Here is a 19,185-nt window from a genome sequence, read left to right on the forward strand (position 1 = left end):
TCGTTCGCACTCGAGAACATTAACGGGCTGACAAAACCGGCCCCGTCCTGCTCTCATCCGTATGTCAACATTCTGGAGTTCTACAATGAAAAAAATCTTTGCCCTGCTCGTCGCCGCTGGTATCTCGATGTCCGCCGTGGCCGCACCGGAGACGTTCTCGTCCGATGCCAACCACACCTTCTCGAGCTTCACGTATAGCCACTTCGGCTACTCGCTGCAGACGAGCCGCTTCAACAACACCAGCGCCAAGATCACGATCGACCGCGCCGCCAAGACCGGCTCGGTGGAAGCGACCATCGACACCAAATCGGTCGATACCGGCTCGAAACTGTTCGACCAGCACATCCAGGGCGAGGATTTCCTCGACACCGCCAAGTTCCCGACCATCACCTACAAGTCGACCAAGGTCAACTTCAAGGGCGACGCTCCGTCGACCATCGAAGGCAACCTGACCGTCAAGGGCGTCACCAAGCCGGTGACCCTGACCGTGACCGGCTTCAAGTGCATGGATCACCCGATGATGAAGAAGATGGCTTGCGGCGCCAACGCCACCGCCACCATCAAGCGTACCGAATTTAACGCAGGCAAATACGCACCGAACGTCGGCGACGACGTAACCCTGACCTTCGCGGTCGAAGCCATCAAGGACTAATCGAACCGGGCTCGCTCGATTCGTTGGCCTGTGATGTGGGCCGGCGCGGTATTCGTTCCGCGCCGGCCCATTATTTTTTAGGAGTAGTACGATGAAATTGAAGCAGCTCGCTTTTGCAGTCACCCTGATCCACGCCGCCGGCCTGTCCACCCTGGCGCAGGCGGCCACGGATCTGATCATCACCAATGGCAAGATCGCGACGATGACGAAAGAGGGCGCCTTCGCCCAGGCGCTGGCCATCAAGGACGGCAAGATCGAGGCCGTCGGCAGCAATGCCAGCATCCTCAAACTCAAATCGGCCAACACCCAGTTGATCGACGCCGGCGGCAAGACCGTCATTCCCGGCCTTAACGATTCCCACCTGCACATCATCCGTGAGGGCCTGAACTACAACGCCGAGCTGCGCTGGGACGGCGTGACATCGCTGAAGAAGGCGCTGCAAATGCTCAAGGAGCAGGCCGCGCGCACGCCGGACGGCGCCTGGGTCAAGGTCGTGGGCGGCTGGAACGAATTCCAGTTCGAGGAAAAGCGCCTGCCGACCCTGGCGGAAATCAACGAGGCGGTGCCGGACAAGCCGGTGTTCCTGCTGTACCTGTATGGCCTGGGCTTCCTCAACCAGAAGGGTATCACCACCCTCGGCTACAACGCCGACACCAAGTACAAGGACGGCGTGGTCGAACTGGGCGCGGACGGCAAGCCCACCGGCCTGCTGATCGCCAAGCCGAACGCAATGATCCTGTACACCACGCTGGCCAAGACCAACGTGCTGCCGCGCGAGCAACAGATCAATTCCACACAGCAGTACTACAACGAACTGAACCGCCTTGGCGTGACCAGCGCCATCGATGCCGGCGGCGGTGGGCAGGCGTATCCGGACGATTACGCGGTCAGCCTGGAGCTGGCCAAGAACGGCAAGTTGACGGTGCGCACATCCTATTACCTGTTCGCGCAAAAGCCGGGCAAGGAGCTGGAGGACTACCAGCGCTGGCTGACGCAGACCAAGCCGGACAAGAATGATCACCTGTTCTACGCCAATGGTTACAACACCGAGGGCGGTGGCGAGAACCTGGTGTGGAGCGCGGCCGACTTCGAGAACTTCCTGGAGCCGCGTCCGGAGATGCCGGCGCACATGGAGAGCGAACTGGAACCGGTGCTGCGCCTGCTGATCAAGAACCGCTGGCCGTTCCGCATCCATGCGACCTATGACGAGAGCATCGACCGCGATCTGGCCGTGATCGAAAAGGTCAACAAGGATACGCCGCTGAACGGTCTGCGCTGGTTCTTCGACCATGCCGAAACCATCAGCGACAAGCAATTGGCGCGCGTGAAGGCGCTGGGCGGCGGTATCGCCGTGCAGAACCGCATGTACTTCCAGGGCGAGCTGTACTGGAAGCAGTACGGCGCGCAAACCCGTCAGATGCCGCCGATCAAGAAGATGCTGGAGATGAAAATTCCGGTGGGGTTGGGCACGGACGGCACGCGCGTCAGCAGCTACGGGCCGTGGCCGTCGATCTACTGGGCGGTGACAGGCAAGACGGCGGGTGGTCTGAGTCTGTGGCAGCCGGGTGACGTGCTGAGCCGTTATCAGGCGCTCAAGCTGATGACGCAGGGCAGTGCGTGGATGAGTGGCGAAGAGAAACTCAAGGGCACGCTGGCCAAGGGCCAGTACGCCGATGTAGTGATCTTGCCGCAGGATTATTTCTCGATGGATGTCGAGAAGATCAAGAACCTGGAGAGCAGCCTGACCATCGTCAACGGCAAGGTGGTGTACGCCGCGCCGGAGTACAAGCAATTGGCGCCAGCCATGCCCGAGGTGCAGCCGGAGTGGAGCCCTGTCAAGTATTACGGCGGGTACCAGAACAAATAACCCGTTAGTCGAACTTGGAGCCACCGTAGAGATACATGGAGCGGATCAGCTGTACTGGTTCAGACTTGAGCTGGCACAGCTGCCCCACGACCGGCCGCTTCCGCCCCAAGCGGACGTTTTGAAGCAAACTCGTCATGTCCGATCGGCGCTTGCCGATCCCATCAGCAATTTCAGCGCGCCATACCCCAAACCCACAAAAATCGTCGTGAGCAGAGTCATACCCAGGCACTGAACGCCAAGCGACACCGGGTTGGATGACCACGATTGACAGCGGTACCGAGGTCTGCATATCTCGCCTTCGACAACAATCGCATACAGATCTTTTCCAACCCAAACCGCAAGCGCGATAGATGCCAATAACACAACAACCGACACTACCGCAGGCATGCCGGATGGGACTGGCTGATCCCCCGGCGTCGATCGCGACGGAGCGTTAGCGCTCGGATTGGCTGGCTTGGGCGTGGACAAGCGATTTCGGTGCTTCTTTCTGGACATAATCTAGATGGGAACTTGCTCATGCGAAAGGTTCGCGCTTTGTCACTGCGGGGCAAAAGTCGTCCCGAAGCAGCCGTTACTATAACGGTCAGGTGAGCGGAATAACAACAATAAGACCGGTCGCATCACCTATAAAAACAGGAACTGCTTCGGCCGGGCAGAGATGGGCGCGCGACAATTCCCCTCATATTCTCGCACGCCGCCTCAGCGGCCGGCAGTTTTCACCCGAATAATTGATGAAACGAGGGCGGCGTGGTACTTTATTGAAAGTCAGTATCCGGTCATATGTGGCAACTGCCAAGTTTTTCGGAGAGATCATGGCTATGACACCAGCTGCCCATCATCCAGTAGACCAGTCCTCGCTGCATGAACTGGTCAAGAACTTACGCTGTCGTGCCGAAAATCTGGAGTTGCTCGATAAGCTGGTGTCATCCCTCAAGCAGGAAGTCGAACAGCATCATCATCTAGCAGACTCTTTAAAGCATAGTTTGCAGTTGGTTCAGCAAGTAGTAGAAGAGCGCGAAGCTTTCTTCAATCTGTCGTTGGACATGCTGTGCATCGCCACGACCAGCGGACATTTTCATCGAGTCAATCAGGCATTCGAGCATACACTCGGGTATGCGCAAGGTGAATTGTTGTCCCGAAGTTTCTTTGACTTGGTGCATCCTGACGACGTTCAAAAGACCCAGCAAGAAGTGCAAAAGCTGCGGACGGGCATCGATACCATCAGCTTTGACAATCGCTATCGACACAAGAATGGCGAATATCGCTGGTTAAACTGGACCACACCGGCACCGGCCCCTGGATCTCAATTCCTCTACGCCGTGGCGCGGGATATCACTGTGCAGCGTCAACGCGATGAGCGTACGCTGTTTTTGGCATCGCATGATGACCTGACCGGCTTGGCCAATCGCTGGCGCTTTAACGAAGAACTGGAAGCGAGCTTCGCCAGGCTGAGGCGCGATGCGAGCAGAACGTTCGCGGTGCTGGTGCTGGATCTGGATAAGTTCAAGCCCATCAATGACACCAATGGTCACCAGGCTGGCGATCTCGTGTTGCGAACGGTCGGCGACCGTCTCAGCGCGATCAAAAGAGAAACGGATATTCTATGTCGCTTGGGCGGTGATGAATTTGCGTTGCTTTCGCCCGATGCCGACGTGGGCGAAGTTCATTTGATCGCCGAACGAATGCGCGCGGAAGTACTGCGCCCCATCAACATAGGCGACGTCGAGGTGGCCGTTGATGTCAGTATCGGTGTCGCCATGGCCACGCAACATTCCGGAGCGGCGAAGGATGTTCTCAAAATGGCCGATGACGCCATGTATGTGAACAAGCGCAGCAAGGCAGAAAGTGGCGTAGCGGCGAACGCTGGTACGAATGACAAACCCTGAGAATGTTAGGGTTGGCCAGCGCCCGCGCGTCGGCGATGAAGGCCTGCTAACTCACACCAGTCCATACCATCCGAGCGCTGCGCCCGCACCCAGCAGCCACAGCAAATGCAGCTTGGTGCGCCAGATGATGACACCAGCGACCACCGACAACAGCCACAACGGCCAGTCGGTGGTCCAGTCGCTGTTGGCGCTGCCCAAGATGATCCCCACGGACACCATCAATCCCACCACCACCGGCGTCATGCCTTGCTTGAACGCCCGCACACCCAGCAGCTCGCGATTGCGATGCCCCCAGCGCGCCGCCAGATAAGTCAAGGTGGTGCTCGGCAGCAGAACGCCGAACATCGTTACCGCCACCCCGGCAAACGCCGCCGTATAGCTGCCGGCGTTCAACCCCACGTTCCAGCCCATCAACGCGACGAATAGCACGTTCGGCCCCGGCGCGGCCTGGGCGATGGCGATCGAGTCGTTGAATTGCGATTGCGTCAGCCAATGGTGCTCCTCGACCAGAAACCGGTGCATCTCCGACGTGGTCGAAATCGCGCCGCCGATCGATAGCAGCGACAACAGCATGTAATGGCCGAACAGGTTCAGCCAGTCGCTGAAGCTTAAAACGATATGGATAGGCGCCGCGCTCATGGCAACTTTGCTTTCATGGTGCGGTAGGTCAAGGTGACGGCGATGCTGCCGAGGATCAGCAAGGTGTAGGCCAGCGGCAAGCGCATGACCACGACAAAGCCGACGCACAGCACGGCGATCAGTCCAGTGAGCCACATCGGCAGCGGATGCTTGCGCAGCGCCGAGGCCAGTTTCACGCCGGTTGCGGCGATCATGCCCGCCGACACCGCCGCCATGCCGCGCAGCGCGCCGGCCACGCCCGGATGGTTGGCGTATTGCGCATGCAGCAGCGCCAGGCACAGCACGACCATCAGTGGCACCGTCAGCATGCCCGCCAGCGCCGTCATGGCGCCGCGCAGGCCGTAGTAGCGGCTGCCGATCATCAGCGACAGGTTGACGACGTTAGGACCCGGCATGATTTGGGCGACCGCCCAGTCCTCGACAAACTCTTCCTGCGTCAGCCAGCGCTTGCGCTCGACCATCTCGCGCTGAACGACCGCGAGCACGCCGCCGAAGCCTTGCAAGGCCAAGACGGTGAACGATAGGAACAAATCAAACAGCGAAGTGGGGCGGGCGCGCGGCGTCTCTGGAGTCATCCGTTTATTATCGCCCCGGTTATTGCCTTGTGTCTATTGCGTTCAGTACGAGCAATATTTTAATTTCGGAATGATAGGAACCTGACATTGACTTCGGGTCGCCGTCGCTCATACTCTCGTTGCACGTCACTTTGATCGGGATCAAATATCCCTCAACCTCTTGCAAAGGATCATGATGAACGCACTCCTATCCCCCCGCCTGGAATCCGTTCCTAAAGCAGATTTCAACCAGCAGCGACACGACGAACGAAGCAGCGCCGTCGTCGAACGTGGCATTACCGTGCAAGCGAGTTTTAACACCATTTGCGCGATCGAATACATGAAGTCCCACAACGTCGCCCCGCAAGTGATCGAACGGGTGCTGCTGCATCCGGAGCAACGTCGCAAGGAGCATCATTGACTCAGGGATGAACCAAGTTTGTGTTTAGTTATGCACACATCATGTTGACAAGAATTTTTTTAAAAGAATTTCGTGTAACAATCGATGTAACCGTAAGTCGTTGATTTCCAAGGGCTTTAATTTTGCCTTTTGGATGGGCAGTTTGTAGAAAACCGCGTCGTTACAGGCTTCCCGCATTGTCAATGGGGTGTTGTCCACATAGATATCCACAGAGGCTGTGGATATCCAAAAAAGTGCTTAACAATCCGTAACTTAGAGCGACTTTTTGAGCGGTTGCAAAACGCTGGCCACCACGATGTATGGCGTGGCCGGCTCTTCGAGCGCGCTGACCGTCACGCGCAGGCGCACCTCCTGGCCGTCGCGGCGCCAGGCGGTGACAACGTCGGTCCAGCTTTCCCTCTCCTTGACCGCTTGCAAAGCATCGGCCAACTGATCCTGCGGGTAGGGCGGCGGATGCAGCAGACGCAAGTCGGCGCCGATCAGCTCGTCGCGCGTGAACTGGAACACGCTGCTGAACTTGTCGTTGACCGTGGCGATTTTGCCGCGCCGGTTCAGGGTCATGATGATGGCGTGCTGGTCCACGGCGGCCAGCAGCCGGTGCGCATGATCCAGCTCCGTCTGCAGCGCCACCGTCTGCCGGTGCGCTTCCTCCAAACCATTGTAGGCGCGCAGCGAAGAGATCACCGTTGTGAACAGTTTGCGCGTGGTCAGGTCGGTCTTGCACCAAAAATCGTTGATGTCGTAGTCGAGGATGATGCTGTGCTCAAGCGCCTGTCCCGGCTGACCGGTGCGCAGCACGATGCGCACCAGCTGGTTATGCAGCGCGTCGCGGATCTGGCGCGCGACGTTGAGGCCGGCGTCGCTGGTTTCCATGATGACGTCCAGCAGCACCAGCGCGATGTCGGGCGTGTTGCGCAGGGTATTCAGGGCTTCCTCGCCGCTGTAGGCATGCAGGAAACTGAGCCGCCGTCCCAGGAAACACACATTACTGAGCGAGAACTTGGTGACCACGTGGACATCGACGTCGTCGTCCACGATCAGTACCCGCCATGGCGGTGGCGCCGACGACGCTCCCGCCTGCGGCGCGCCGATGGGTGCAACCTCGTCTTCTATCATCCAATCAGTGTCGTCATCATTCTGGTTCATGCATCAATCCCGAGGCGAGTCTAAGAAGGCCATGCGTACCTCCAGAGCCACACTATTCCTCACACGTACTTTTGTCAAAGGATTCCCCTGTACGTCGTGACATAGTTGTCTCCGACCCTACTTATGCACAGAAAAATATTTTTCAAGCAGCCTCAAAAAGCCTGGCCGTCAAAAAATTTGATGTTGTAAGTGATTGATTTTATTGGCTAAAAAATCTGCCTTCGGATTGGGCATTTTATTAAAACCCCCGCCGTTAAAGGCGTTATCGGCTGTCAAGTGGGGGTTATTCACAACCTTATCCACAGTTGGTGTGGATATCTGCGAAATCCGCTTTAAATACGCTGGCTTACCGCTGTTTCTTGAGAAACAGCGTAGGCCGCCCCCATCAACACCGCCCAGACCAGAACGGCATGCAGCGCCAGGGCGCCGCCGACGACTACGTCGGCCTGCTCGGCGGCCAGCGTCATGTAGGCCAGCAGGGCTATCGCCGGTGGCGTGCTGTAGGCTATCAGGCGCTGAGTGTGGTGAGGCGTACGCCTGGTCAGCATCCGGACCACCGTTCGGCCATCCGCCATCATCCATGTCAGCGCGCCGACCGTGAACAAAGCCCATCCCAGCATTTCAAAGCCCAGCAGGCCGACGACGTAAGCGAGCACCAATAAAATGCCGCTGAGCGGAAGAGGGCGGACTGCGGTGGCTGGCGTGGACTTTTTCATGATCATACTCGTTTGGCGGGGCAGGAGTTGTCAGAATACCGGCTCATGGCCTATTGGTATATTTTATTATATCTATGATTTTGATAGCAATTGCCATCGAGGGTGCCATGTGGCTGCCGGGAAAATCGCCTATGATGGCGCGTTGTTAATTTTTCTCTCGCTGTATGACTTTTATGTTGCTGTCGCTACGTCGGCTAATGGTGTTGTTTGTGTTCGCGTCGGCAAATGCGATGGCGCTCGATGGCAAAGTTCCCCTGGACGAGCTGCATCACGACATTTGGACCGGCAAGGATGGCGCCCCGGCCCAGGTGTCGTCGATGGCGCAGTCCACCGACGGCTGGTTGTGGATCGGCAGCGTCGACGGCTTTTACCGTTTTGACGGCATGCGCTTCCGGCGCTTCGAGGCCTTGAACGGCGAGACCGCGCCCAAGCGTCCGGTGACCGCGCTGACGGCGTTGCGCGACGGCGATCTGCTGATCGGCTATCTGTTCGGCGGGCTCAGCCGCCTGCATCGCGGCCATATCACCCATTACCCTGGCATGGTGGGCAAGGCGCCGATAGGGCCCGTGACGAGCGCAACGACCGATGAGCGCGGCGAACTGTGGGTCGCCACCACCAGCGCGCTGCTGCAGCTGCGTGGCGGCGCCTGGCACAACGTCGGTCCCGAACTGGGTTTGCCAGCTGGCGAGGTGTCCAACGTGGTCGCCGACCAGTACGGACAAGTCTGGGTCGCCGTCGGCCATTCGCTGTATGTCAAGCCGGCCGGCGCCAGGAGCTTCGAGCACGTGCAGCGCCAGGACGTGCACACCGTCAACCTGATCGAATCGCCGGATGGACGGTTGTGGCAGGACATGCACGACCGGCTGATTCCGGTGCCGGCCCAGCACAGTGGCCCGCTGAAACCGCGTCCGGCCTGGCTGGCGCAATCGCAGGGCCAGGAAAACGGCCTGTTCGACCGCGACGGCAATTTTTGGTCGCTGGCCTGTCCGGTCGGCGTCTGCCGGACCGATGGCGTGGGCGCCATGCCCAGCCGCCTGATGACCCCCAACGCCCGGCCTGGCCACAGGCTGGACCAGCCCTGGCAGCTCAGCAGCCTGACCGGCAACATCCTGTTCGAGGACCGGGATGGCAGCATCTGGATCGGCACCCAGGCCGGCGTGGAGCGGTTCCGCCACAACCGCCTGGCGCCGGTCAAGCTGGCCGGCGGCGGGCGCGCGTTCAAACTGGCGCGGGATGACTCCGGCCATGTACTGGCGCTGAGTCTGCCATCGGGGCAAGTGTGGCGCCTGCGGGCCGACGGCGCGCAAGCCATCGATGAACGCTTCCCGCCTGGCGATGTCGGCGCCATCGGCAACGCCCGCGACGGCGCCTTGCTGCTGGCCCGCCCGGACGCGATCGAGCGGCGCTATCCGGATCGTTCCGAGCGCATCGCCTATCCGCCCGACCCGCTCGACACCGGCGACCCTGTGGGCGTGGGACGGGTGTTCGACGATGGCGTCGGCTTGTGGGTGTCGATCTCGCGGCGCGGTATGTTCAGGCTGGTGGACGGCAAATGGACCAGCCAGGCCGATCTGGGCTTGCCGCCGGGCCGCTTCGTGGCCGATGCGGGCGCCGGCAAGGGAACGCTTTGGCTTTGCTACGATGACGGGACTATCGTGTATTTCGATAATGGCCGCTTCACGCGCTATCGCATGTCGGCCGATAACGATATCGGCCCGTCCACCCATTTGCACGTCGCCGGCGACGAAGTCGTGGCCGGCGGCATCGGCGGCCTGGCGGTGTTGCGCGGCGGCGCGTTCCATCGGTTGGTCGCCGCCGATCCCGATGTGCTTGCGGGTGTGACGGGCACCGTGGTGGGCGCCAACGGCGACCGCTGGCTCAACGGCAGCAAGGGCGTGGTCCACGTCAAGGCGGCCGACTGGAAGGCCGCAACGGCCGCGCCCGCGGTGCCGCTGAAATACGTGCTGTATGGCGTGCTGGACGGCTATCCCGGTTTTGCCGATACCAGCACCCGCCGGTCCACGGCCCTGGGCGACGTCGACGGCCAGCTATGGTTTGTCGGCGCCACCGGGATGGTCCGGCTGGATACCACCAAATCCTATCCGCCGCAGCATGCGCCGGAGGTGGTGGTCGAGACGCTGGTGGCCAAGGACAAGCGTTACCTGGACTTTTCGAAGACCGTGCGACTGGACTCGGGCACGACCTCGTTCCGCATCGAGTTCACCGCCCTGAGCTACAGCATGCCGGAGATGGTGCGTTTCCGCTACCAGCTCGAGGGCGTCGACGCCGACTGGCAGGAATCCGGCAGCCGGCGCGCCGTGTCGTACACCAACGTGGGACCGGGCGACTACCGCTTCCGCGTCGCCGCTGTCAACGAGGTGGGACAGTGGAACGAGCGGGACACGTCGATCGCGCTGACCATTGTGCCGACGTTTAGACAAACGCCGCTGTTCTACGGCCTGTGCGCGCTGGCGGCAGCCGGCTTGCTGTATCTGTTGTATCGGCTGTGGCTGCGGCAAGCGACGTTGCGCATCGCCGAGCGCATGGCCGAACGCGAACGCATCGCCCGCACCTTGCACGACACCTTTCTGCAAAGCGTGCAGGGGCTGGTGCTGGGCTTCCAGAACGCGATGAGCGCACTGCCGGGCGACTCGTCCACCCGCGCCAGGCTGGAGCGCATGCTGCTGCTGGCCGACCGTGTGATCGAGGAAGGGCGCGACGAGGTGCAGGACCTGCGTTCGAGCGCGATGAGCGACGGCGATCCCGTTCGCGGGCTCACGATCGTCGGCGAGGTGCTGCAGGAGAGCCACCACAGCGTCTTCAGCCTGCGCCGGGAGGGCGAGCCGGTGGACTTGACGGAAGAGGTGAGCTGCGAGGTCTACAGCATCGGCCGGGAGGCGCTGATGAACGCATTCCGCCACGCCGGCGCGAAATCGATCCAGGCGACCTTGAGCTACGGCGCCGACCGGTTTGTCCTGCAAGTGGCCGATGATGGCAAGGGCATTCCCGCCGAGATTCTGGCCAGCGGCAAGCGCGCCGGCCATTGGGGTTTGCCGGGCATGGCGGAGCGTGCCGCGCGCATCGGCGCCACGCTGGCGATCGACAGCCCATTGATCGGCACGCGCGTGACGCTGACAATTCCCGCCGCGCTGGCCTATGTCGGCCAGTCGCGGTGGAAGCGGCTCGTGCGGCGGTTGACGCGGCGCGGTTAAGCAAGCGCCGCCGCGCGGTGACGCTGAACGCGGCTAAGCGGCCGGCGCCGTGCCGATTGCGGCCAGCAGCTTGCGCACGGCGCCGTGCGCCATCACCACTTCCGGCGCGTCGTGCAGCAAGGCGTTGTACTTGGCGCGGAAGGCCATGTCGCCTTCCTCGGACGGGCCGATCAGCGCCTCCACCGCGCGGCGGAACACCAGCGCGTCGGCGGCGGCGATGGATTCGGGTTCGTCGAGCCGCTCATCCATCTGCGCCATCAGGCCGGACAGTTTTTGCAGCCAGGCGAAATGCGGATGGTTGGTCACCAGCTGCAACAGCTCGAGCGGACTGCCGACGGCGCCGAAGTACTGGGTTTCAATGTGCAGCAATTGCTTGTGCAGGTCGCGCAATCCGCGCGCCAGCGCGGTCAGCTGCGCGCGTTGCGCGGCGTCGTCCGGTGTGGTCATGTCAGGTCCGATATGTTGATGTTCAGCGGCCAGCTTAGCAGACTTGCCCCGTCGCCGGAGCCTACATTTAGATAGTGGTGTTCGCCCCGTCCAGCGCCTAACATGACCGTTCTCCTTTACACACTATGGAAGCCATCATGATGAACCCGAAACTCGAAGTCCTGACCCCGACTAACTGCCAGCTGATCTTCATCGACCAGCAGCCGCAGATGGCTTTCGGTGTGCAGTCGATGGACCGCCAAGTACTGAAGAACAATACCGTCGCGCTGGCCAAAGCGGCCAAGATCTTCAACATTCCGACCATCCTCACCACCGTCGAAACCGAATCGTTCTCGGGTCATACCTATCCGGAACTGCTGGACGTGTTCCCGGGCAAGGATATCCTGGAACGCACGTCGATGAACTCGTGGGACGACCAGAAAGTGCGCGACGCGCTGGCCGCCAACGGCAAGAAGAAGGTGATCGTTTCGGGTTTGTGGACCGAGGTGTGCAACAACAGTTTCGCGCTGTGCGCGATGCTTGAAGGCGGCTACGAGATTTACATGGTGGCCGATGCGTCGGGCGGCACGACGAAGGACGCGCATGACTTTGCGATGCAGCGCATGATCCAGGCCGGCGTGGTGCCGGTGACCTGGCAACAAGTCATGCTGGAATGGCAGCGCGATTGGGCGCACCGCGAGACGTATGATGCGGTGATGGCCGTGGTGCGCGAGCACTCGGGCGCGTACGGCATGGGCGTCGATTACGCTTACACGATGGTGCACAAGGCGGCGCCACGCACCACCAGCGACCACAAGACGCTGGCGCCAATCGCGGCCAAATAAGAAGATTTACTGCAGAGGCACGTAGGGCGGATTAGGCTAAGCCGTAATCCGCCATGCACGCGCCGCCGATTGCTCATGCATGGCGGATTACGCTTCGCTAATCCGCCCTACGTGTCTCCGTTGGAATCTTTGATTTATAGGTCAGAAGACGCTCAGCAGGCCACGGCGTGCCGCCACTGTTGCCGCCTCGGTCCGGCTAGCAACATTCAGCTTGGCCAAAATATTATTGACGTGGAACTTCACCGTGCCCACCTCGATCGCCGCACTACGCGCGATCATCTTGTTGCTCTTGCCGCTAGCCAGATGCGCCAGTATCTCCAGCTCCCTGCGCGACAACCTGGTCGTCTCGGCACGCTCGGCCAGCTTGCCCGCCACCTCCGCCGGCAAGAACTTCTGTCCCGCAGCCACCGCCTTGATGCACGTGGCGAGCTGTTCCGAACCGCTATCCTTCAACAGGTAAGCCATCGCCCCTGCCCGCAAGCCGCGAAACACATCCTCATCCCCCTGATAAGTCGTCAGGATAATAATGCGCGCCTGCGCATCGAATTCGCGGATATGCCCGATGGCGTCGACGCCATGCATTTCCGGCATGCTCAAATCCATGATCACCACGTCCGGCCGGTGCTGCCGGTACAGCTCCACCGCCTGCAGGCCGTTGGCCGCCTGCGCCACCAGCCGGAACGCCGGCATCGAATTGATCAGGGCGCTAAGCCCGGCGAGAATGAGCGGATGATCGTCGGCGATCAGGATGGAGATGGTGTCCATGTCGGATTTCCCTTCAGGCTGATGTGAAAAGCGGTGCCGTGCGGCTGGCGCGAGGTGCTCCAGATGCGCCCGCCGTGCGCGTGGATGATCGTGCGGCAGATCGACAGGCCCAGACCGGTGCCGCCCGGCTTGGTGGAGAACAGCGGATCGAACAGCCGCTCGGCCAGCTTGGCGGAGACGCCGACGCCGTTGTCTTCCACGCTGATCCGCAAGGTGCCGGAGATGTCGGCCAGCGCCGAGCGCAGCTCCAGCTTGCGGGGGCGGTCGTGCACATCCTTCATCGCCTCGATGGCGTTGAGCACCAGATTCATCATCACTTGCTGAAGCTGCACGCGGTCCGCATACAGCTGATGTTCGCCCAGCGCGAGGCCGTCGCAGACTTCGATACTGTGCTTGTACAATTCCGCCCGCAACAGGCGCAGCACTTCGCGCAGCGCGTCGTCGACGGCGAACAAGGTTGGAACGGGACTGGTCTTGCTCGACATGCCGCGAATGCTGCGGATGACGTCGCCGGCGGTCGCGCCGATATGCATGATCAGTTTCAAGGCGTCGCGCGCCTGCTCGGGCTGCGGCGGCTCTTGCGTCAGGGCGTTGAGGCCGACTTCGGCGTGCAGCACCATCGCCGCCAGCGGCTGGTTGACCTCGTGCGCAATCGATGCGGCGAACTCGCCCATGGACGTGATGCGGGCCAGCCGTGCCAGTTCTTCCGTGGCATGCTGCAGCGCTTCCTCCGCTTGCAGCCGGCGCGCCTTCTCTTCCTGCAGGCGGCGGTACAGTTGCTCGTTATCGAGCGTCAATACCGCCGCGCTATCCATGGGCTTGGGCATCGTTACTTGGCGGACTGCGTTTGCGCCGCCAGGTGCTCGCCGATGAACCAGCTTTGCAGCTCGTTGCTGCGCACCACCTGGCTGACGATCAGGTCGTTGGTGCCGTCATCGCCGGCCTCGGCGGCCGCGCGCGCCAGCGGACGCGCTTCGACCAGGATGGTTTCGTGCGAGTCCAGCAGGCGGCTCAGTTGGGCCTGGGCCGATTCGCGGCCGCGCGGCGCGGTGCGCGAGATGGTCGACTCGTCGGCGATGTCCTGCGCCAGCGCGAAGGTCACGCCGCCCAGGGTCTGCACGCGCTCGGCGATGGCGTCCATGATCGCGACCTGTTCGGTGTAGTGCTTGTCGAACAGCAGGTGCAGCTGATGGAAGGTGGCGCCCGAGGTTTGCCAGTGTGCTTTCTTGTATGCATCACGCATGGCCATGGTGTGGGCCAGCAGGCGGTTCAGCGCGCGCACGCCTTGCGAGCGCACTTCCGCGCTCAGGCCGATGCGCACGTTGGCCAGCGCGCCGAAGTCTTGCAGGATGTCGGAGGATTTTTCGTTGCTCATGATGTGCTTTCAATAGTCTGAATTCTGGCGTCGTCTGAATCACGTAGGGCGGATTAGCGCAGCGTAATCGGCCATGCTTGCGCCGGCGGTGGCTCATCGATGGCCGATTACGGCGTTCCGCCTAATCCGCCCTACGTGTTTACGAGGTCTTTCAGCGGTTTCATTATCCGGCGCATGGCCGGATCGTCCCATATCCGAAAGGGTGACTCAGAACGTTCATTGGGGAGGGGGATGGATTACCCGATAGGGGTACTGGCGTGGCGCCGGCACCCTTATCGTCATGCACTACGCTCAGGACTTGAGGAAGTCCAGCAGGTCGGCGTTGAGCTTGTCCTTGTGGGTGGTCGGCAAGCCGTGCGGCGCGCCTTCGTAGATCTTCAGCGTACCGTTCTTGACCAGCTTGACAGCGGCCTTGGCGGCGGCGTCGATCGGCACGATCTGGTCGTCGCTGCCGTGCACGAACAAGGTTGGCACGTCGATCTTCTTCAGGTCCTCGGTGAAGTCGGTTTCCGAGAATTGCTTGATGCAGTCATAGGCGTTCTTGATGCCGCACTGCATGCCTTGTGCCCAGAAGGTATCGCGCACGCCCTGCGAAGGCTTGGCGCCGTCGCGGTTGTAGCCGTAGAAGGGCAGGGTCAGATCCTTGAAGAACTGCGAGCGGTCGGCCAGCACGGCGCTGCGGATGCCGTCGAACACCGACATCGGCAGGCCGTTCGGGTTGTTATCCGACTTGACCATCTGCGGCGGCACGGCGCCCACCAGCACCGCCTTGGCGACGCGTGCGGTGCCGTGGCGGCCGATGTAGCGCGCCACTTCGCCGCCACCGGTGGAGTGGCCCACCAGGGTCGCGTCCTTCAAGTCCAGCGCGTTGATCAGGGTGGCCAGGTCGTCGGCGTAGGTGTCCATGTCGTTGCCGTTCCATGGCTGGCTCGACAGGCCGTGGCCACGGCGGTCATGGGCGATGACGCGGTAGCCGTTGCTGGCCAGGAAGATCATCTGGTCTTCCCACGCGTCGCCTTGCAGCGGCCAGCCGTGGCTGAAAACCACGGCCGGGCCGGTGCCCCAGTCCTTGAAATGGATGCGGGTGCCGTCTTCGGTGATGACGCTGTCGACTGAGAGTTTGCTGTTGGACATTTGAAGCTCCTTGATGGGTTGGGGGATGCTGCCATAGCAGTGTAGTCAGCCCATCGAAGTAAAGCTCCTGCCAAAAGGCCAGTCCGGGACTCAGCGTTTGGGTGGGCGTTCCTGATTGTTGGCGGCCGGTGCGCCGTCGTAGTTCACGGGCAACCAGTCGTAGCCGCCGTCGCGTTGGCGGATGTGGCCCAGGCCGGGGAAGGCGATATGTGCCGCGCCGACGATCATGTGCTTGCTGGCGGCCATTTGCAGCAGGCGTACGCGTGTACTGTGCGCGTCGTCCTCGCTGCTGTCGTATTTGACGGTTGCTTCAGGATTGGGCAGCTGGATGGCGGAGACGTGGACGATGTCGCCCCAGATCAGCAGTTGCTGGTTTTTGTTCTGTACTAGATACATCGCGTGCCCGGGTGTATGGCCGGGCGCGGGCATGGCCTCGATGCCGGGTTCCAGTTGGCCGAACTTGCCGTAGGGCTGGTAGCGGCCGGCCGCTTGGTAGGGCGCGACGGCTTCCTTGGCGGCGTCGAAGAAGGTCGACAGGAATTCCGGCGCCTTAGCCTTGTTGGCCGGCGTGAGCCAATAGTCGGCCTCGGCCAGCGACAGCCGCAGCACGGCGTTGGGGAACGCCGTCGCGCCTTGCGCCATGATGCCGCCCGCGTGGTCCTTATGCAGGTGGGTGATCAGCAGTTCGTCGACCTGTTCCGGCCGGTAGCCGGCGGCGCGCAGGTTGGCCAGCAGCTTGCCGCAGCAGTCGCCGTACAGGGCGCCGGCGCCGGCATCGACCAGGATCAGCTTTTTGCCGGTGTTGATCAGGAAGGCGTTAATCGACCCCTGTACCGGCTGCGCCAGGTCGGCGTTGGCCAGATCCTGCTTGATCGCGGCCGGCGCGATGTTCGTCATCACGGTGTCGATGGGGAAGGCGTGGCTGCCGTCGGAGAGGGCGGTGATTTCGTAGTCGCCCAGCATCATGCGGAAGTAGCCGGGGGCCTGGGTGCCGACCAGCGGCGCGGCGGCTTGGCCGGATGGCGCCAGCAGGGCGCAGGCCACGGCCAGTGTCGCGGTCAGAAGTGCTTTGCGGTTCATGGGGAGTGCTCCTGTATCAACGATGGGTGCGTTGATGCTAGCGGAACACAAGCCGCGTGGCCCCTGTCTTAGGGCCGGGTGTGGTCCCGGTCTTTTCTCAGCCCGGCGCCGGGAGGTTACGGGACAATGCCCATCTCCGCAAATTCCGTATCGACATACGCTTTGGCGGCGCGTGCGGCGTTCAAGTCCGCGTCGCCAGCGGCGGTCTGCCCCGAGCGCCGCTTTGCGATGCCCCGTCCGAACAATGAGGATGGACCGTTAGGATCATGTTTTAGTGCCGCATCGTACTGCGCGACCGATTCCTTATAGCGTCCCAGCCTCAATAAGATGAAAGCCTTGCTATCGAGGATGGCATAGTTTTCGGACTCCTTGCCGATCGCCTCGTCGACGATCGCCATTGCAGTGGGCAGTGCCAAGTTCCGAGAAGCAAGTTCCCAAGCCACGTTGTTCAGTTGGCCCGGCGTTTTGGCGGCCGCACGCGCCCGGTCGAAATCCGCTTTGGCCAGCGCTTGGTTGCCCATCTTCATATGGGCGATACCCCGATGCACCAGGACCAACTCCAGCGACCCGTCTGCCTTGTCGTCGTTAAGCACTTTGGTCAGCGTATTGATAGCGTCGTTGTATTGGCCGCTATCGGACTCGAGTTCGGCGCGCGAAAGGTTTGCGTAAGTCGCGTGCGGCTCCAGCGCGAGGCCCGAGTCGATATCCTGTTTGCGCCCCTGCTTGTCGGAGCGCGGACGCAATTGGGCGCGGTAGAGGTAAATGGAGGCATCCGGGGCGGCCACCACGCCACGGTTAAGTATCGCCATTGCCTGCTGGCGCTGATTTAGTCGCATGTGCAGGTCTGCTGCCATGGTATAGACGACGGGGTTCTCCGGGTCCGCCGCCAGCATCGGTTCGATCTGCGCGATTGCCTTGGCATGCTCACTTTGCGTTCTATAAATTCTGATGCGTACCATGTAAGGGTACGAGCCGGATTTTTTGTTCGTGCTCAGCAGTTTATCGATGTCGGCAAGTGCTTTGTTTAGTTCGCCCTTTTTTTCGTATGCCTGTGCGCGGTGCATCAGCACGTAGTCGTTGTTGGCGGCAAGTTCAAGCGATTTTGTGAAGGCGGCGATAGCTTCATCGTAGTGTCCGGTACTCAGCGCCAGCATGCCGCGCCCGGCATATAGCGCCGGGCTTGACGCATCGAGCGCCGCCAGCTTGTCGAGGTCTTCTGACGCGCGCCGGTACTGATCGGTGTGGATGTACGCCGCCGCGCGATTGGCGCGGGCCGCCGCGTCGTTTGGCTTGAGCTCAAGCGCGCGGGTGAAGCTTTCGATCGCACTTTTGGCGTCACCGTGTTCAAGGTGTTCCATGCCGCGATTGTAGTAGCCGATCGCCGGGTCCGGCGTGGATGGCGGCTTATTGCCGCTGCCATCGTGCGCGAGGAAGCGGATCAACGCGACCAAGGCCAGCACGATTACCCAGCCCCAGTTGACGATGCCTTTCTTCTGGTGCTCGTACGCATGATCGGCCGGTTTCCGCAGGCCGGTGAAGGTTAGCTTGCGCCGCCACGCTGGCAGCTTGCCGTTTTGCTCGCGCCATCGCACGACATTGTCGACGTCGGTGACCAGTGCCAGCCAGTTCGGGAAGCGGGCGATCAGTGTTTCCAGCGTCGCGCTGTTGCGCACGATCTCGCGGGTACCGGGATGTTTCGGATCGCGCAAGCGCTCGATCAACTGGCGCTGGGCGTCCCTTTGCGCATCCGGTTGCAGGTCGAAGGTCGCGCGTTCGTCGATGGCCGCGTCCAGCATCGCACCCGAGCGGCCGAGGCTGAATACCCGACGCCGGTCGTCCGACCATCCGAACGTGTTGACCGCCGCCACCAGCAGCGACTCATGGCCGGGCCGCCAGCCGGAGACCAGCAAGTCGGCCACATGCCGCTCGAAGGTTTCGCGCGCGATGATGTTGATCAGCCGAGGGTCGTCCAGGCTGGCGCGCAGTTCGCGTCGCCATGGCACGTCCGGTGTGACAGGGCGCTCGTGCGGAATGGTCGCCGCGCGTTGCAGGAAATCGGCGAACACGGCCTCGGCCAGCGCTTCGTGGTCTGTGTCCAGCTGTTCCTGTTGAGGGAGGGTGGGCGCCGGATCGGCGGCCGGGTGTTCCGGTGGCCGGGGCGAGGGCACTGGCGGCGGCATTCGCGCCGGTTGCGCCAAGTCCTGTCCGACGGCGGCCCCCAGCTCCGGCTGCGCGAAATAGTCCTCAAGTTCCTCGTCCTCGAATTCCTCCTTGTGACGTACCCAGTACAAGGCTGTGTCGTAGGCTTCGCGCAGCGATTGAAAGCCGGCGGGATCGGCTTCCTGGTCGATCAGCTTGAGTTCTCGGGCATAGGCGCGGCGAATGGCGCGCTCGTCGGCGTCGCCGTCCAGGCTGAGCCGCTGGAGGAAAATGAGGTCAGTCGTCATTTTTTGTTATCTATGGAGAT

The 19,185-nt window shown here is 61.6% G+C and carries 17 protein-coding genes; 6 read left to right on the forward strand and 11 right to left on the reverse strand.

Going from position 1 to position 19,185, the window contains the following annotated elements; translation table 11 throughout:
* Window positions 1-85: 85 nt before the first annotated feature.
* The 3 genes from NHH88_14130 to NHH88_14140 all read left to right on the forward strand — a co-directional run bounded on the left by NHH88_14130 (window position 86) and on the right by NHH88_14140 (window position 4,405).
* Complete coding sequence (locus NHH88_14130) at window positions 86-652, forward strand: YceI family protein (protein USX16853.1); 567 nt, start codon at window positions 86-88, stop codon at window positions 650-652.
* A gap of 91 nt (window positions 653-743) precedes the next feature.
* Window positions 744-2,519 (forward strand): amidohydrolase, encoded by a 1,776-nt coding sequence (locus NHH88_14135; protein USX16854.1) that lies wholly within the window; start codon window positions 744-746, stop codon window positions 2,517-2,519.
* 812 nt (window positions 2,520-3,331) lie between these two features.
* The gene (locus NHH88_14140) at window positions 3,332-4,405 is read left to right on the forward strand and encodes a sensor domain-containing diguanylate cyclase (GenBank protein ID USX16855.1); all 1,074 of its coding nucleotides are present in this window, start codon (window positions 3,332-3,334) and stop codon (window positions 4,403-4,405) included.
* Window positions 4,406-4,456: 51 nt separating this feature from the next.
* Here NHH88_14140 and NHH88_14145 read toward each other — a convergent pair whose 3' ends face one another.
* Together NHH88_14145 and NHH88_14150 are read right to left on the reverse strand one after the other, a co-directional pair.
* The gene (locus NHH88_14145; protein ID USX16856.1) at window positions 4,457-5,044 is read right to left on the reverse strand and encodes a chromate transporter; all 588 of its coding nucleotides are present in this window, start codon (window positions 5,042-5,044) and stop codon (window positions 4,457-4,459) included.
* Entirely contained in the window at window positions 5,041-5,619 is a 579-nt protein-coding gene (locus NHH88_14150) for a chromate transporter (protein USX16857.1), read from the reverse strand. The genes NHH88_14145 and NHH88_14150 overlap by 4 nt, the downstream gene beginning before the upstream one ends.
* 172 nt (window positions 5,620-5,791) lie before the next feature.
* Between NHH88_14150 and NHH88_14155 the strand changes: the two genes are divergently transcribed.
* A complete protein-coding gene (locus tag NHH88_14155) occupies window positions 5,792-6,019 on the forward strand; it encodes a hypothetical protein (protein ID USX16858.1) in 228 nt (75 codons plus the stop codon).
* A gap of 252 nt (window positions 6,020-6,271) precedes the next feature.
* On the opposite strand, the gene NHH88_14160 is transcribed toward NHH88_14155, so the two are convergent.
* Window positions 6,272-7,165, reverse strand: coding sequence for a PAS domain-containing protein (locus NHH88_14160; protein USX16859.1), 894 nt, complete (start codon window positions 7,163-7,165; stop codon window positions 6,272-6,274).
* Window positions 7,166-7,497: 332 nt separating this feature from the next.
* Window positions 7,498-7,881: a DUF2754 family protein gene (locus tag NHH88_14165; GenBank protein USX16860.1), complete on the reverse strand. Its 384-nt coding sequence runs from the start codon at window positions 7,879-7,881 to the stop codon at window positions 7,498-7,500.
* Between the two features lie 209 nt (window positions 7,882-8,090).
* Between NHH88_14165 and NHH88_14170 the strand changes: the two genes are divergently transcribed.
* Complete coding sequence (locus NHH88_14170) at window positions 8,091-11,093, forward strand: histidine kinase (GenBank protein USX16861.1); 3,003 nt, start codon at window positions 8,091-8,093, stop codon at window positions 11,091-11,093.
* A gap of 33 nt (window positions 11,094-11,126) precedes the next feature.
* Here NHH88_14170 and NHH88_14175 read toward each other — a convergent pair whose 3' ends face one another.
* A complete protein-coding gene (locus NHH88_14175) occupies window positions 11,127-11,540 on the reverse strand; it encodes a hypothetical protein (GenBank protein USX16862.1) in 414 nt (137 codons plus the stop codon).
* Window positions 11,541-11,677: 137 nt separating this feature from the next.
* On the opposite strand from NHH88_14175, the gene NHH88_14180 reads away from it, so the two are divergent.
* Window positions 11,678-12,364, forward strand: a complete 687-nt coding sequence (locus tag NHH88_14180) for a hydrolase (GenBank protein USX16863.1) — start codon at window positions 11,678-11,680, stop codon at window positions 12,362-12,364.
* 141 nt (window positions 12,365-12,505) lie between these two features.
* Here the strand turns inward: NHH88_14180 and NHH88_14185 are convergent, their stop codons facing one another.
* From NHH88_14185 to NHH88_14210, 6 genes are all read right to left on the reverse strand, one after another.
* A complete protein-coding gene (locus tag NHH88_14185; GenBank protein ID USX16864.1) occupies window positions 12,506-13,129 on the reverse strand; it encodes a response regulator transcription factor in 624 nt (207 codons plus the stop codon).
* On the reverse strand, window positions 13,108-13,956 hold the full coding sequence (locus NHH88_14190; GenBank protein USX16865.1) for an ATP-binding protein: 849 nt from the start codon (window positions 13,954-13,956) through the stop codon (window positions 13,108-13,110). Before NHH88_14190 ends, NHH88_14185 begins: the two co-directional genes overlap by 22 nt.
* Before the next feature lie 2 nt (window positions 13,957-13,958).
* Window positions 13,959-14,504, reverse strand: a complete 546-nt coding sequence (locus NHH88_14195) for a DNA starvation/stationary phase protection protein (protein ID USX16866.1) — start codon at window positions 14,502-14,504, stop codon at window positions 13,959-13,961.
* 291 nt (window positions 14,505-14,795) lie between these two features.
* The gene (locus NHH88_14200) at window positions 14,796-15,638 is read right to left on the reverse strand and encodes an alpha/beta hydrolase (protein USX16867.1); all 843 of its coding nucleotides are present in this window, start codon (window positions 15,636-15,638) and stop codon (window positions 14,796-14,798) included.
* A gap of 90 nt (window positions 15,639-15,728) precedes the next feature.
* A complete protein-coding gene (locus NHH88_14205) occupies window positions 15,729-16,718 on the reverse strand; it encodes an MBL fold metallo-hydrolase (GenBank protein ID USX16868.1) in 990 nt (329 codons plus the stop codon).
* Between the two features lie 116 nt (window positions 16,719-16,834).
* On the reverse strand, window positions 16,835-19,165 hold the full coding sequence (locus NHH88_14210) for a tetratricopeptide repeat protein (GenBank protein ID USX16869.1): 2,331 nt from the start codon (window positions 19,163-19,165) through the stop codon (window positions 16,835-16,837).
* Between the last annotated feature and the right edge of the window lie 20 nt (window positions 19,166-19,185).

This window comes from Oxalobacteraceae bacterium OTU3CAMAD1, from assembly GCA_024123915.1.
Classification (GTDB): Bacteria; Pseudomonadota; Gammaproteobacteria; order Burkholderiales; family Burkholderiaceae_D; genus Rugamonas.